The following is a 16,489-nucleotide window of genomic DNA, read 5'->3' as shown; positions in this document are numbered from 1 at the left end:
AATTAGCTTTTAATTTTGTTAAAGAAAACAAAAAAAAGCCAATAAATAGAAATATTTCTACTTAAAATAAATTAAATGCTATTTAACATAGATTAATTTCTAATTCGCTTCAAGCCAGTTTTTTCCTAGTCCTATTTCAACATTTAAAGGTACATTTAGCTTGTAGGCGCTTTCCATTTCGGTCTTAATCATAGTTTTTATAGTGTCGAGTTCTTCATTGTAAGCATCGAAAACTAGTTCATCATGTACCTGAAGAAGCCTTTTGATTTTGAAGTTATCGTCCTTAAGTTTTTCTGAATATTAATCATTGCAATCTTTATGATATCTGCTGCACTACCCTGAATAGTTGCGTTTACAACATTTCTCTCTGCAACTCCACCAATCACTTGATTTCTAGAATTAATAACTTTTAAATACAATAGCGTTGCATGTTCATTAATAGATGTATCACTATATTTATTCGGGAATTCAATAAGAGTTTGATTTTTCTGTCTAATCTGAATATTATTACTCCTTTAATAAATAGGGAGTAAAAATATAAAGAGAGGTATTTATTTATAGCTCTAAGAGACTTACTATAATACAAAACAAGCTCGTTATTTATTAGAATAACGAGCTTGTTGGTTTTATAAAGATATCTATGTTATTACTTTATATAGGATTTTGTTCTAATAATGGGTTAGCATTAAGTGCATCCTGTGGGATAAGCCATTGCCATCTATTATCTCCAGCAGGCACCTCATATACGTTATTGATAACGCTTCCAACATGATTAGCACCTGTTCTGTCTAAAGGTTGATTTAAACGTTTTAAATCGTAAAATCTAAACCCTTCACCCCATAATTCTACTCTTCGCTGTACGTAAATCTCTTCTTTTAGAGTATCTCCTGAATTTGTAGAAAGTGTATAATTGGGATCTCTATTTGAAGCTAGCTTAAAAAGAACTTGTTTTGCTTCACTTTCATTAGAGTATGAAAGAGCCTCTGCCTCAATTAGATACATTTCTGCAGCTCTCATGTATGGAACGTCCATTCTACTGTCTCCTGCTCCCACAGCAAGGAATTTCTGACTTGTATAAGGTTCTTTGCTGAAATTAGATCCGATTTCATATCCTGGAGGAAGGCTATCATGCTCCCCTGTAGGATCAAATATTTTAGCTCTAATATCTGTTGGAGCTATTTTATCGTATAGCAGATTATTAATAGCTTTTGGATTTGTTCTGATGTTAGTAGAGCTGTAGTTTCTAGAAACATATGCTCCGAAGTTTCCAAAATAATCTGTTTGATCTTCCTGAATGTGACTTCCCCACATCCATTCTCCATTACCATAATCATTAAAATTAGCATAGTAATCGTCTCTAGACATAAGACTGTACCCGCTTCTTGCTTGTTTAGCATAATTAGCAGCGGTTGTATAATCTTGTTGAACTAAAGCAACTCTTGCTTTAAGTCCAAGAGCTACTGACTTATCTAAGTGGGATTTGTTTGTTCTTGAATAACCGTCTAATAGTGAGATTGCTTGGTTCAAGTCCTCATGAACTTGTGCATATACTTCTTCAACAGTATTTCTAGCTAATGGCTCATTGTCTGCTGTAAGTCTAATAGGAACTCCTAATTGGGAGTTAGTTGTAGTGCCGTCATATCTTTTTCCAAATAGTTGTACTGTTTGGAAATGTGCCCATGCTCTATAAAAGTATGCTTGTCCAAGAGCTGCATTTCTTTCTGCTTCTGGTCCTTCTGCATTTTCAGCTCCATTAATCACAACATTGGCATTTCTAATGATTCTATAATAAGTTCTATATGGAAATAGATCATCACTATCATTAGCATTTGTATGGTCATTCCATGCTGATGCGCTAACGAACCAACCGTTTCCTCTAGATGTCATTACAAAATCCTCTCCTAGTACATCATTTTGAATCATTAGAGATCCAATACCGCTTCTCCCTTGGGATCCGTATCTTATATATAAAGACCTATGAATTCCGTTAATTACTAAGAATAAATTTCCAGTTGTTGTAGTTGCAGATTGATCTGATACACTTTCTGTAGGGACTTCGTCTAAAAAGTCGTCACTACAGGAAAAAAGGCCAAGGTTTAAAATGGCTAAGCCTATTAGTATTTTATTTTTTAATATTCTTTTCATGATTACAATTTAAAAAGTTACGTTTAGTCCTAATGATATTACTCTAGCAGGTGTGAACCTGTTGCTAGTAGTACCACTAAAGTTTTCTCCTACATCCATACCACTTCTATCAGTAAGTTTAAATAAGTTCTCACCAGAAGCATATATTTTAAGACTTCCTAATCCTAAAGCATCAAGTAAATGACTGTCAAAATTATAACCTAAGTTTACTTGTCTTAGAGATAGGTAATCTGAGCTTGTTAACCATCTGCTAGAACCAGCTCCAAAAACAGCTGTTTTAGTAGCGTCTAGTCTAGGAACATTGGTAATGTCTCCAGGTTGTTGCCAACGATCTAATATGTCTGTACTTAATGATGACCCATATTCTCCAGAACTCATTAAGTTTGCATAATTGGAATCGTAAGTTTCACCTCCAAGCTGGTATGTAAACATAAATCCAAGTTCAAAACCTTTAAGAGTAAAGCTGTTTCTTATAGATCCGAATACATCTGGAGTTGCAGACCCTACAAAGTCATAAAGAGCTTTGTTTTGGTTAGTAGTAACAAGTGTACCATCGATAGTTCTAACATCATCGTCATTTTCTTCAATTAATTCAGGATCTACAATATATAATGCCGATCCGTCAGCTGGATCTACTCCATACCAATCTCTTAACCAATAATCATAAATATCTCCACCAACAACTAGTTTTTTTGATCCATTTATGATTTCTTCCTGAGAAAGCTCATTGATTTCGTTTTTAAGTGTAGAAGCATTGATTCCTAAATCCCAAGTGAAATTTTCATTTCTTACTATTCCAAAATTTAACTCTATTTCAATACCTTTATTAGTCCAGCTACCAATGTTATCTGGATAATCGTCTAAACCTGAAGAAACAGGAAGAGGAACATCAAATAATAAATCTTCAGATTTACGTTGGTAATATTCAACAGTACCTGCTACTCTGTTTTGGAAAAGACCAAATTCTAAAGCGTAGTCTGTTTGAATATTAGTTTCCCATTTTAAGAAAGGGTTCCCTGGTGAGCTAACTAAAATCCCACCTTCAGGTCCATTGTTGTACCCTAAATCAAATAACGATTGACTTACATAATATCCACCTAAGTCATCATTACCTACTTGACCATAAGAAGCTCTTAATTTTAACAGATTGATCCAGTCTACTCCTTTTATAAATGCTTCTTGATCCAATCTCCATGCTCCTCCAACAGAGAAGAAATTACCCCATCTAGCATCTTGGTCAAAACGAGAAGAACCGTCCCTTCTAAATGATCCAGAGATATAGTAACGATTATCAAAATCATAATTTAATCTTGAGAAATAACCTTCCGTAGTTTGTCTACTTGTATAAGATTCTAAATTGTTAGTGGTTGTAAAGTTTATAAGTTCTGTGTTACCTTCAACAATTTGTTCTTGTCTGAAACCATCTAAATAATTATATTCAGTTTCAAAGCTTTCATGTCCTAAAAGGGCAGAGACGCTATGTTTTCCAAAATCTCTATCATATCTTAATAATTGATTGTAGTTTTGGGTACTACGCATTGTGGAAGTTCTTCCAGCTCTACCATCTGGTGCTCCATCTCCAACTATAGGGTTGTCAAATTCTTCGTTATAGTAAAATCTTTTATCTAAGGCAGCGTTAACTGTGAAGGTGAAGTCTTGTAAAAAATAGAATTCAGCATAGGTACGACCAGAAAAAGAAAATATTTTATCTTGATCTACATTAAGCATTGTTTCCTGTATAACGTTTCTTCCGCTACCACCACCTCCAACTCGGTAGTCTCCAATGTCGTAAATTCTATCTCCATTATCATCTAAGATATAAGCGCCTGTAGTTAAATCATGTTGATGAACTGGATATATTGGAGCAATAGCACGTGTGGTGTAAAAAGGATTTACATATCCTGTACTACTTGCATCTGCAGCTTGGTTTGAAATTGAACTAGTTCCAGATAGGTTTATTCCTGTTTTAAACCATTTTTTTAATTTTGAGTTCACATTAATTCTAGCAGAAACTCTTTCGAAATCAGAGTTTACTATGTACCCTTCTTCATTTAAGTATCCAATAGAAGCATAATAATCAGTGTTTTCGTTAGCTCCTTGGTATGAGAAATCTATGTTTTGTCTAACTCCAGTTCTAATAAGTTGATCTTGCCAATTTAAATCCTTTGGATCAATTTTTAGTTGAGCGTCTGGATTCAATTGCCCATTAGTTAAGACGATTTGATTATTAGCTACATTAAAAGGATTGTATCCTAACTCATTGTATATTTCAGCAGAAGCTTCAGTATTAGCATCCGCTACAGGAGTGTTTCCAGAGATGGAAAGTCCATTTCTATATGCTTCCCATAGCAAAGGGTAATATTGTTGAGCATTTACACGATCATATTCTGGTATAGATCTTGAAGTAAGCCCCTGACTTACATTCAAAGAAACTTTGCTCTTTCCTTGTTTTCCTTTTTTAGTAGTAATTAGAACTACTCCGTTTGCAGCTCTACTTCCGTAAAGAGATGTTGAAGCTGCATCTTTAAGTACAGTCATACTTTCGATATCATTAGGGTTGATACTAGAAAGTTCTCCGTTAAATTGAACTCCATCTACTATGTATAGAGGAGAGTTAGATGCGCTAAAGGAACCTGTTCCTCTAATTCTAATATTAGGGCTAGCTCCTGGTTGACCACTAGGTGCTGAAACATTAACACCAGCGGCAGCACCATCTAAGGCATTAACAGCATTTGTGATAACTCTACTTTCTAGTTGCTCTGCATTAATTTGTGTTGCAGAACCTGTAAAGTCTTCTTTCTTTGATGTACCATAGGCAACAACTATTACTTCGTCTAATGATTGGGCATCTTCTTCTAATGAGACGTTAATAGTGTTAGAATTACCAATTTTTACATCAGTAGTTTTGTACCCTATGTAAGAAAAAGAGATTGTTTCTCCTGCTTTGGTGGAGATGCTGTAATTTCCATCAAAATCTGTTTGTACGCCGTTTGTGGTTCCTTTAACAACAATGTTTGCTCCTGGTAAAGGGAAGCCATCTGTTTTTGAAACAACAGTACCTGAGACTGTTTTCTCTTGTGCTAGCGATATTTGCATCGTTAAAAGGCACAAGAGTGTTAAAATCCATTTAAATTTTACATTCATTTTTGATTAGCTTTAAAATTTTGTTAAATAAAGCGAAAATTAATGTTAAATGCAATATGAAATCTTTAATTATGCGTAGGAAAAATTATGCATTTATATTTTTATCATACCATATAGAATAGCTATTTGTAGAGTTATTAAAATGAATATTTATTTTTGATTTTTCAGATTTAAAATTCCATTGATTTTATGATAACTAGTTATTGTTTGTAAAGTACTAAAGTAGTTTACAGAATGTTTTTTGTAAAAAAAAGCTCCCGAGTATATTCGGGAGCTTTTGATCTGCTTAAGTTAATTTTTAATGTAATCACTTTATCGATCATACACCGGGTCTATCTTATAATACGGTAGCGTACTATTTTAATCAACTCCTACTTTGTCTGAAGATTTTTAAGTATTAGATTGTAAGTATATTTTGTTAATTTCTAATGCGCTTCAAGCCAGTCTTTTCCTAGTCCTATTTCAACATCTAAAGGTACATTTAGCTTGTAGGCGCTTTCCATTTCGGTCTTAATCATAGTTTTTATAGTGTCGAGTTCTTCATTGTAAGCATCGAAAACTAGTTCATCATGTACCTGAAGAAGCATTTTTGTTTTGAAGTTACCGTCCTTAAGCTTTTTCTGGATATTAATCATTGCAATCTTTATGATATCTGCTGCACTACCCTGAATAGGTGCGTTTACAGCATTTCTCTCTGCAGCCCCACGAACCACTTGATTTCTAGAATTAATATCTTTTAAATACCTCCTTCTACCAAGAACAGTTTCCACATAGCCATTGTCTTGTGCAAAATGAACTTGTTTGCTCATATATGCCTTTAGTTTTGGGTATGTTTCATAGTAGGTGTCTATTAATTCTTTGGCTTCACTTCTACTTAATGTAGTTTGATTACTTAAACCAAAAGCGGAAACACCATATATTATACCAAAGTTTACCGTTTTAGCATTACTACGTTGCTCACGGGTTACTTCTTCGAGAGGAACATTAAATACTTTTGCGGCGGTAGAGGTGTGGATATCCACGCCATCTTGAAAAGCCTTTATCATTGTATCTTCTTCACTTAGAGCAGCAATAATACGAAGTTCTATTTGCGAATAATCGGCTGCTAGCAATGTGTAGTTTTTATCTCTTGGAACAAACGCCTTTCTTACTTGGCGACCTCTTTCAGTTCTTATCGGGATATTTTGAAGATTAGGGTTGTTAGAGCTTAGTCTTCCTGTTGCGGCTACTGCCTGACTGTAAACAGTATGAATACGCTTCGTTTTGGAATTGATCTCATTTGGCAGCGCATCTACATAGGTGCTTTTTAATTTATTTAATTGTCGCCACTCTAAAATATCGTTTATAATTTGATGATCTTTTGCTAGATAAGAAAGCACATCCTCTGCAGTAGAATATTGTCCAGTTTTAGTTTTTTTAGGTTTGTCTACCAACTTTAATTTATCAAATAAAATAAGGCCAAGTTGTTTTGGAGATGCTAGATTGAACTCTTCTCCTGCTTGTTCGAAAATAGCACCTTCTAATCTTAGAATATCACTATTCAGATCTTTTGTAAGAGAGAATAAAAACTCTTCATCTAAATTAATACCTTCTATTTCCATTTCTGCTAATACTTTTACAAGTGGCGCTTCAATTTCATCGAATAGCTTTTTAGCATTTAGATTTGGTAGTTCTTTTTCAAAAATGTTTTTTAGCTGAAGGGTAATATCAGCATCTTCAACAGCATACTCTGTTTGTTCTTCTAAAGCAACGCTTCTCATGGAACGTTGGTTTTTACCTTTTTTTCCAATTAGAGTTTCAATAGAAACAGGACTATAGTTTAAATAAGTCTCTGCTAAAATATCCATATTATGACGCATATCTGGGTTTATAAGATAATGCGCAATCATAGTGTCAAAAATAGGGCCTTCAACAGGCATGTTATAATTGGAGAGCACTTTTATGTCGTACTTTAAATTCTGACCAATTTTTTCAATTTCTTTATTTTCAAAAAATGGACGGAATTCTTCTAAAATGGCTTTTGACTCTTCTTGATTTTCTGGAAAAGAAACATAAAATCCTGTTCCTGGTTTCCATGAAAATGCGCAACCTACTAATTCAGCTTCCAAAGATTTTAAGCTTGTAGTTTCGGTGTCAAAACAAACGCTTTTTTGCTGAAGTAAGTTTTTGATTAATAATTTTCTAGCAAGAGCAGTATTAGCATGCTGATAAAAATGCGGTACATCTGTTATCGTTTTATAGCCAGTAACATGCCCAGTAGTTGAGTTGTCTGCTTTTTCATTACTTCCAAAAAGGTCATATTGAACTTCTAAGCCATCGTTGACTTTAGCTTTATTGTCTGCGTTTTTAGATTCTTCTATAGCAACTTCTTTTCCGAAGATTTTAGAAATACTATCTGCTAGTCTTCTAAATTCTAACTCTTGGAAAATTTCTTGTACTTTATCGATATCTGGAGTGTCGAGTTTGTAGTCGTCTTCATGAAACTGAACAGGAACATCGAGCATAATTCGAGCGAGTTCTTTAGATAGTAATCCCAGCTCTCTATTTGCTTCTACTTTCTCTTTCATTTTCCCTTTTAGCTTATCGGTGTTTGCTAAAAGGTTTTCCATGCTTCCAAATTCTTTTAAAAATTTCTTAGCTGTTTTTTCTCCAACTCCCGGAAGTCCAGGAATATTATCCGCAGCATCTCCCATCATTCCTAAGAAATCTATTACCTGCTCAGGAGTTTCTACTTCGAATTTTTTTTGTACTTCAGGAATTCCTAATATTTCTATACCGTTCCCCATTCTTGCTGGGCGATACATAAATATGTTCTCAGAAACCAATTGAGCAAAATCTTTATCTGGAGTAACCATATACACTTTATAGTTCTCCTTTTCTGCTTGTTTGGCTAGTGTTCCAATAATATCATCAGCTTCAAAACCGTCTTTTACAATGCACGGAATATGCATTGCCTTTAAGATGTCTTGAATAATAGGTACAGCAATGCGGATGGCTTCTGGAGTTTCATCACGATTGGCTTTATATTCTTCGAACATTTCCACACGATCCTTGCTTCCTCCTTTATCAAACGCTACCGCCAAATGATCTGGCTGCTCTCTTTTTATAACATCTAAAAGAGAATTCATAAATCCTAGAACCGCAGAGGTGTCCATTCCTTTAGAGTTAATTCTTGGGTTTTTTATAAATGCATAATAGCCTCTAAAAATTAATGCGTATGCGTCTAAAAGAAATAACCTTTTTTGGTCTGCCATGTTTTCTATGATAAATTATATAATGTGTAAAGTTATAAAGATTTAAGAAGAGAAGGTGCTTGTCCGTTTCTTTTAACTCTATTTCTTTAAATTGATTTTTTACTTTTTTTGATGTATTCTTTATTCTCCTTTTACGTATGATCCAGCAGGATTATTGGTATGCCCTTCTTCGGTATATTTTCTGAAACTAAACCCTGGATGAATACAATATGCTCCAGTTTCTCCTTTTTTATTGATAGCTAAAAAGCCTACTTGGAAAGAATCATGATCTTTATTTTTAGCGATGATTCTTTTTACAGCTTCTTCACATGCTTCTTGAGGTGATTTTCCTTGTCTCATTAATTCAACAATTAGAAAAGAACCAACAGTTCTTACAACCTCTTCCCCGACACCAGTTGCCGTAGCGCCACCAACTTCATTATCTATAAAAAGTCCAGCTCCAACAATAGGAGAATCTCCAACTCTTCCGCCAACTTTATAAGCCATTCCACTTGTAGTACAAGCGCCAGCAATATCACCATTTTTATCGATGGTTAGCATTCCTATCGTGTCGTGATTCTCTATGTTTATAATAGTTTCATATTGAGATTTCTCTTTCCATTTTAACCAATCTCTTTTTGATTTTTCTGTTAAGATATTCTCTTTCTTAAAGCCTTTTTCATACGCAAATTGCTCAGCTCCTTTTCCTGCTAAAATTACATGTGGAGTATCTTCCATTACTTTTCTGGCAACAGAAACAGCATGTGTTATATTTTGTAAATACACAACAGAACCGCAGTTTCCATCTTTATCCATAATACACGCATCAAGAGTTACGTTTCCATCTCTATCTGGGCGTCCTCCTTTTCCAACAGTTTGATTGGTTTCATCAGCTTCTTCAATCATTACCCCTTGCTCTACAGCATCCAAAGCAGTTCCTCCATTACTTAAAACTTCCCATGCTTTTGCGGTAGCATTTTCAAAATTCCAGGTGCAGATTGCAATTGGAGTCATTGGTGTAGCTATCGTTTTAGGATTCACTTTAATATCTTCCTCTGTCCAAGAGGCTAAAAATGGAATCGATAGAATTCCTGTGGCTCCTAATCCTGTCTTTTTTAGAAAATTTCTTCTTTGCATGGCTATATCTTGTTTATTTTTACAAGGGTGTTAATGATAATTTCGGGTTAAATATAAGAAATATGATTATAGAAATTTGTGCAAACTCTGTTGAATCTGCGTTGAATGCTGAAAAAGGAGGGGCTAGTAGAATTGAGCTTTGTGGAGAATTGGAAGTAGGTGGAATTACTCCTTCTTACGGTGTTTTAAAAGGGGTTGTAGCTCAACTTGAAATTCCTGTATTTGTACTTATTAGACCAAGAAGTGGGAATTTTACGTATTCTGATGAAGAATTTGAGGTGATGAAAGAGGATATTCTACTTTGTAAAAAGATAGGTTGTAGCGGAATTGTTTCTGGAGTATTAAATAATGATAATACGTTAGATTTTAAAAGAACTCAAGAGTTGGTGGAGTTAGCAAAACCATTATCATTTACTTTCCATCGGGCTTTCGATTGGATTCCGAATCCGGAGGAAGCAATACAGCAGATAATAGAAATGGGTTGTGATCGAATCTTAACCAGTGGGCAAGCAAATAAGGCTGCTGATGGTCTTCCATTGCTGGTAAAACTTCAGCAGGAATATAAAGACAAAATTAAAATTATGCCAGGCAGTGGGGTAAATATCGACAATGTAAAAGCTTTTAAAAAGGAAGGCTTTTCGGAGATTCATTTTTCAGCAAGTAAACTTTATAAAAATGTATTTGTAGCTGCTCCAATCTCTTTTAATGGGAATGCTTTTGATGAAAGTTTTGTCAGAAAATCCGACTCATCTATAGTTCAGCAAATGGTAGATAACGTTAAATAAACTCTAAAAGCGTTCTATTTGGCTGTATATAAGATAATTTTGCTTTAAATAGAGAAAGAAATATATGTCGCGTTTTTTTATAGTATTAGGAATAGTTTATCTCATCGGAGCCTTTTATGGCTTTCAAGCCTTTAGAACTCTTGTTAAAAATCCATATCTGCAAATAGGTTATGCCCTTGTTTTTGTTGCAGTTTTGGTTAATGTATATGTGCAGTTTAATCATTTTGATCGTTCTCAAGGAATGAGTCATGCTATGGGAGTTTCTGTAGGTCTCTTTTTGGCTTTTATGGCGTTAGGTTTTTGTACAGGTATTTTTATGTTGATAGAAGATATCGTTCGCTTTTTCGGATGGATATTCGGAAAATTATTTCAGTCGGATACGGTTTCTGCTGAAGGATTTCCTTCACGTAGAAGATTTATGAGTCAGGTTGCGCTTGGTGTTGCTGCCGTACCATTTTTATCATTATTATATGGTATGTACAAAGGGAAGTACGACTTCCAAGTGATAAAACATACGTTAGAATTTGACGATCTTCCAGATGCTTTTGATGGATATAAAATAACTCAGATTTCAGATATTCACAGTGGTAGTTTCGATAATAAGGAGAAGATAGAATATGTTGTAGATCTTATTAATGAGCAAGGTTCAGATATTTTATTATTCACTGGAGATCTTGTAAATAATGTGGCTGCAGAAATGCATCCTTGGAAAGATACATTTTCCAAATTAAGTGCTAAAGATGGGAAGTATTCCGTTCTAGGGAATCACGATTATGGTGATTATGCAGAGTGGCCTTCAGAAGAAGCAAAAAAAGCTAACCTTGATGAATTGAAGCAGATTCAAAAAGATATGGGATTTGATTTGATATTGAATGACAGCCGATTTTTAGAAAAAGACGGCGAACGATTAGCGCTTGTAGGAGTTGAAAATTGGGGAGAAGGTGGTTTTAAAAAGGCTGGAGATTTAGAGAAGGCAATTCAGAATATCGATAGCAATGATTTTAAAATATTGATGAGTCATGATCCCTCTCATTGGCAATATCAAGTTATAGACCACCCTTATCATTACCATTTAACTTTAAGCGGACACACGCATGGAATGCAATTTGGAGTTGAAATTCCAGGGTGGCTTAAATGGAGTCCTGCAAAATATAGATATAAATATTGGGCTGGAGTTTATGAAAAAGCAGGCCAGTTTATTAATGTAAATAGAGGTCTTGGTTTTATAGGATATCCTGGTAGAGTAGGTATCTGGCCAGAAGTAACGGTAATAGAGTTAAAGAAAAAATCTAAAGGAGTAGTTTCTTAAGTTTTTGTCCTTTTATAGGTTGAAAGTAGCTAAAAAGCCTTGTTTAGAGCATTTTAACGGTTTTTTTATTACATTTGATTTATCAAGATGTTAAAATTGGATATATATGTCAAAATTTGGTGAGTTAATTCATGGTAACATACCTGTTTTATTAGACTTTTATACGGATTGGAATGAATCTTCTACAGCGATGCATCCTGTTCTTCGAGATGTGGCAGCAGCATTGGGAGATAAAGCTAGAGTTATAAAAATCGATATTGATAAAAACCAGGAGTTGGCAGAGGCTTTAAGGGTTAAAGGTTTGCCTACGTTAATGATTTATAAAGCTGGCGAAATGGTATGGCGTAAAAGTGGAGAGCAAGACGCAAATTCGCTAATAGCTTTGTTGCAAGATTATATATAGTTGCCTTTTTAGTTGTATAAATAGGTTAGCAATTAAGCCTATTCTCTCGATTTTTATTGGCTAAATAGCGCTAAAAGAGTAGCCTTCTGTTTGGAGTTTTTCTAATATGACAGGAAGTGCTTTTTTTAATATAGGATAGGATTTCTTACTATCATGAAATACTACAATACTCCCTGATGTTACGTTTTTAATAACATTATTAATACATTTTTCTACTGAAATAGAAGTGTCGAAATCGGCGCTTAGCACATCCCACATTATTATAGTATACCCTTTTCTTCTGATAGCTTTAGATGCTTTTGAAGAAATCCTTCCGTAAGGAGGTCTAAAGAGTTTTGTAGAGAAATTTATGTGTTCTTCAATTGTGTTTTTAGCTAGGGTTACATTCTCTAGGTAAGCTGCTAACTTGTGCTTACTTGCGTTGTAATGATTATTGGTGTGATTTCCAATAGAATGTCCTTCAGCTAAAATAGCTTTTAAAATTTCTGGATATAGTGAGGCGTTTTTACCGATACAGAAGAACGTAGCCTTGGCATTATACTTTTGTAGTTGTTCCAGAACAAAAGCGGTAACATCTGGAGTTGGGCCGTCATCAAAAGTTAAAAAAACCTCTTTTTTCTCCGTTTTAATATCCCAAGTAAGTTTCTTGAAGATGAGCTTTACGGCACGAGGTGTTTTTATTAAATAGGGCTTCACGTAGTAGCAGAATTTTGTCGCCACTTTTACGAAGTCGAGAAATTTAAAATCTTAATTTTCTCGACTTCGTATAAAAAGGTAGCATTTGTTTTATACTATCCAAAGAGTTTTAATTTCTAAGGATAAGAATTTTGTTACTATTCACTCTCTGGAATTATACCTCCATTAATAGGAGTATTATCTTCCAGAATAGTAGAATCTATATTTTGAGGCATTGCATTTCCATCAGTTATAGGTTCTTCATTAGGAGTAGGAGTAGGCTCCGCACTTCCAGGAGGTCTTCTATAGAAATGATTAAAACGCTCTAAATATTCGTTGAATTTAGTAGTTTCTGGCAATCCAAACTCTTTGCTATCATTACTTACAACGATGTCTAGAAGGCTTCTGTAGCGCTCTATGTCGCTAACAATGTCTGAAGCATAATCATATTGATCATCTATAGGAAGGTTGCTGTAGTAATTTAAGCTCTCTTGGTATTTCTTAGCTACATTTAAATATAGTTCTCTTGCTTTTTCTGTTTCGCCTACTTTGTAATAACCTTGTACATAAGGTTCTAAAAATACATAGTATCCAAAGTATCCAAATGGCATTTTATCCATAGCTAAATCTAAAACATCTTTAGCTTTCTCTTTTTTATCAGTATTGATAAGTTTTTCTGTAAGCCTCGCTAAATTACCACGATAAGAAATACTGTTTTTACGAGTTTCAGGGTCGTGATAAATATCTGGTGAGTCGGAGTTACCCCAATCCCAATCCATAACGATATCATACATAAGATCTTCATCAATTCTACCCATTTCGTATGGATTGTTCTTATCGATAGGTGTTTTTATAGGCACTAACTTATAAACCAATCCATCTAATTGAAGGTAATCTTTCATCCATAGATATTCCGCAGGATCAAAACTACCACCAGTGAAATATATTGGACGTTCCCAATCGTTATTTGCTAATAAATCTAGCATCAATAGTCGGTTTTTTGGCAAGGCGCTTTTTGGTAAATCGATGTCTATATAATCTACAATTTCAGCAGCATCTTTTTCTTTTACTAGTCCTGTAGCTAAAGCGTTTTTCTTATTTACAGGAACACGGATTTTATTGGTAGGATAGAAAGGAAGGTTTAAATAGCTTTCTGGATACTGACTTGTATCGCCTCCTCTTTTCTTAATGAGGTTTCGAATTGTGTTATCATCATTCGCAATCCAATCCATAAATTTCTTGATATCCCAGCGTTCGTCTGTAAGCTGTTGGTAGTAAACGGCATCTCTAACTCCAAAGGCATACTTGTCGTGAGTAAGCTGTGAAGGAATTGGTGCACTCTCGTATGCAGCACGTTTCATCTGATCGATATACCAATCCGTAGCAAATAAACTTGTGTTTATGGTTCTTACATCGGTACGGTATTCTTCAATCTCTTGTGCATACCATAATGAGAAAGTATCGTTATCTCCAATAGTAAATAGCATGGCACCAGCATCTTCTTCGATAGAATTTAGATACGATTTCGCCATAGATTGTGCTGTATATCTGTCTGATCTATCGTGATCATCCCAATTTTGATAAGCCATTACTGTAGGAACTGCCAATAAGCAAACTACTGTAACAATCGGAGCTAATATTTTTGGTGTTAGGTATTTTTTAAATTCATCAAAAAGCGCATAAACTCCCATTCCAATCCACATAGAGAAGACAAAGAAAGAGCCGACTAAGGCATAATCACGTTCTCTAGGCTCAAATGGGCGCTCATTTAGGTATATTTTTAATGCAATTCCCATAAACAGGAAGAGCGTAAAGAGTATCCAGAATTGTTGTTTACTGGATTTTAATATAAATAGAAATCCTATCAGTCCTAAAATTAATGGAAGGAAGAAATAGGTGTTCCTAGCTTTATTGTTTAGTACATCTGAAGGTAAGTTGTCTTGAGATCCTAATCGCCATTCGTCAACGAACTTAATTCCACTTAGCCAATTTCCATGGTTGTCTAACCTTCCTTGGATATCATCTTGGCGTCCAACAAAATTCCACATAAAATATCTCCAATACATATATCCCATTTGAAACTCAAATAAGTATCGCATATTTTGCATGAATGAAGGTTTCTCTATGGTGAGATATTCATTAAATTGTTTGATGAAATTTATGTATTCATCTTCATCAATAGTACCATTTTCAAGATCTCTTTTAAACTGACTAACCGCATCGGTGAGTTGCTTTTCACTACGATATTCTGGTTTTACTTTTATGTCTAATGGGCCCGTAATTTTCATGTAGTTAGCAGCATGTTCGCTACTCCACATTCTTGGTAAGAATCCTTCTTGACTACTATTTGGAGCTACTCTAGAATTCTTGTATTTGTTTACAATAACATATTTACCACCTTTTCTTTCGTACTTAGGCTTGTCGTCTTTATATGGATTGTCTGGATCTTGACCAGCAAAAGCATCAGAATACATAGGTCCGTAAAACAAATGTGTTTCTGGATACTGCTCTAGATTATAATAGGCTAATAATTGACGTGCATCTGTTGGGCTATTCTCATTAATTACCGTTCCAGCATTCGCACGGATAGGAATCATCATCCAAGTGGAAAATCCAATCAGTATGAACATAACACTTAAAACGATCGTGTTTATGAGTTTGTAATTTTTCTTCCTCGTATAGTTTAAAGCGAAGTAGAATATTGCAATAATAATAATCCCCGCGATAATTGTTCCTGAATTAAAAGGAAGTCCGATGCTGTTTACAAAGAAAACTTCTAAATATCCAAACACTTTAAGAACGTTTGGAAGGAGTAATTTAAATAGGAAAAGTAAAATTGCTATCGAAACAATGTTGGCTATTATGAAAGATTTTGCGTTATAGTCTTTGTAGTTTTTGAAGTAATAAATCATTCCTAGGGAAGGAATGGTAAGTAATGCCATAAAGTGAACTCCAAAAGAAAGTCCTACTACCAAAGAGATTAGAATCAACCAGCGATTTCCTCGTGGAGTGTTCATTTCGTCTGCCCATCTAAGTCCAAGCCAAACCATTAAAGAGGTAAGAAGCATGGCCATTGCATATACTTCAGCTTCTACAGCATTGAACCAAAAACTATCTGAAAATGTAAATGCTAATGCGCCAACTACACCGCTTCCTAAGATAGCAATATAGTTTGCAGTAGTAAGTTCTCCTGATTTTAAGGCTAATTTTCTAGTGATATTAGTTATTGACCAAAACATAAATAGAATGGCAAAAGCACTCGAAAAAACCGACATATGATTTACGGTTACAGCTACTGCTTCTGCATCTGGAGCGAACATAGCAAAGAATGCACCCATCATCTGAAAGAAAGGAGCTCCCGGTGGGTGTCCTACTTGTAATTTTGCAGATGTGGCAATGTATTCCCCAGCATCCCAAAAACTTGAGGTGGGCTCAACCGTTAAATGGTAGGTAATTAATGCGATCAAAAATACGATCCATCCAAGGATTGTATCCCATTTTTTAAATTGATTTGCAGACATGTAACTGTTTTTCATATATAGCAGGCGAATTTAATAAATTATAAGCGAATGTACCCCACTTTTGATAAATGTTAACAAGAGAGTTTTAAATGATTTAAAAATAATTTAAAAAAATGTTTGTGCATATCAAAGTTTGT

Annotated in this window: 9 protein-coding genes and 1 pseudogene; 3 read left to right on the top strand and 7 right to left on the bottom strand. The window is 34.6% G+C overall.

All coding sequences use genetic code 11. From position 1 onward, the window contains the following. Window positions 1-99: 99 nt before the first annotated feature. The 5 genes and pseudogenes from JM658_RS00860 to JM658_RS00840 all read right to left on the bottom strand — a co-directional run. Window positions 100-416: pseudogene (locus tag JM658_RS00860) on the bottom strand (DNA polymerase); the annotation flags it as partial. A gap of 235 nt (window positions 417-651) precedes the next feature. Then, the gene (locus JM658_RS00855) at window positions 652-2,145 is read right to left on the bottom strand and encodes a RagB/SusD family nutrient uptake outer membrane protein (protein WP_236957337.1); all 1,494 of its coding nucleotides are present in this window, start codon (window positions 2,143-2,145) and stop codon (window positions 652-654) included. 9 nt (window positions 2,146-2,154) lie between these two features. After that, window positions 2,155-5,289, bottom strand: a complete 3,135-nt coding sequence (locus tag JM658_RS00850; protein WP_236957336.1) for a SusC/RagA family TonB-linked outer membrane protein — start codon at window positions 5,287-5,289, stop codon at window positions 2,155-2,157. Between the two features lie 425 nt (window positions 5,290-5,714). Then, complete coding sequence (polA, locus tag JM658_RS00845; protein ID WP_236957335.1) at window positions 5,715-8,543, bottom strand: DNA polymerase I; 2,829 nt, start codon at window positions 8,541-8,543, stop codon at window positions 5,715-5,717. A 120-nt stretch (window positions 8,544-8,663) separates the two neighbouring features. Beyond that, entirely contained in the window at window positions 8,664-9,659 is a 996-nt protein-coding gene (locus tag JM658_RS00840) for an isoaspartyl peptidase/L-asparaginase family protein (RefSeq protein WP_236957334.1), read from the bottom strand. Window positions 9,660-9,721: 62 nt separating this feature from the next. On the opposite strand from JM658_RS00840, the gene JM658_RS00835 reads away from it, so the two are divergent. The 3 genes from JM658_RS00835 to JM658_RS00825 all read left to right on the top strand — a co-directional run bounded on the left by JM658_RS00835 (window position 9,722) and on the right by JM658_RS00825 (window position 12,156). Further along, on the top strand, window positions 9,722-10,444 hold the full coding sequence (locus tag JM658_RS00835; protein ID WP_236957333.1) for a copper homeostasis protein CutC: 723 nt from the start codon (window positions 9,722-9,724) through the stop codon (window positions 10,442-10,444). A 64-nt stretch (window positions 10,445-10,508) separates the two neighbouring features. Continuing rightward, the gene (locus tag JM658_RS00830) at window positions 10,509-11,753 is read left to right on the top strand and encodes a metallophosphoesterase (RefSeq protein ID WP_236957332.1); all 1,245 of its coding nucleotides are present in this window, start codon (window positions 10,509-10,511) and stop codon (window positions 11,751-11,753) included. Window positions 11,754-11,859: 106 nt separating this feature from the next. Next, window positions 11,860-12,156 (top strand): thioredoxin family protein, encoded by a 297-nt coding sequence (locus JM658_RS00825; RefSeq protein ID WP_236957331.1) that lies wholly within the window; start codon window positions 11,860-11,862, stop codon window positions 12,154-12,156. 60 nt (window positions 12,157-12,216) lie between these two features. Here JM658_RS00825 and JM658_RS00820 read toward each other — a convergent pair whose 3' ends face one another. Continuing rightward, on the bottom strand, window positions 12,217-12,852 hold the full coding sequence (locus JM658_RS00820; protein WP_236957330.1) for a polysaccharide deacetylase family protein: 636 nt from the start codon (window positions 12,850-12,852) through the stop codon (window positions 12,217-12,219). A 137-nt stretch (window positions 12,853-12,989) separates the two neighbouring features. Beyond that, the gene (locus JM658_RS00815) at window positions 12,990-16,352 is read right to left on the bottom strand and encodes a protein O-mannosyl-transferase family (RefSeq protein ID WP_236958048.1); all 3,363 of its coding nucleotides are present in this window, start codon (window positions 16,350-16,352) and stop codon (window positions 12,990-12,992) included. Window positions 16,353-16,489: the final 137 nt, after the last annotated feature.

The organism is Joostella atrarenae, from assembly GCF_021764745.1.
GTDB classification, from domain to species: domain Bacteria; phylum Bacteroidota; class Bacteroidia; order Flavobacteriales; family Flavobacteriaceae; genus Galbibacter; species Galbibacter atrarenae.
This window is presented reverse-complemented; position numbering and strand designations above follow the sequence as displayed.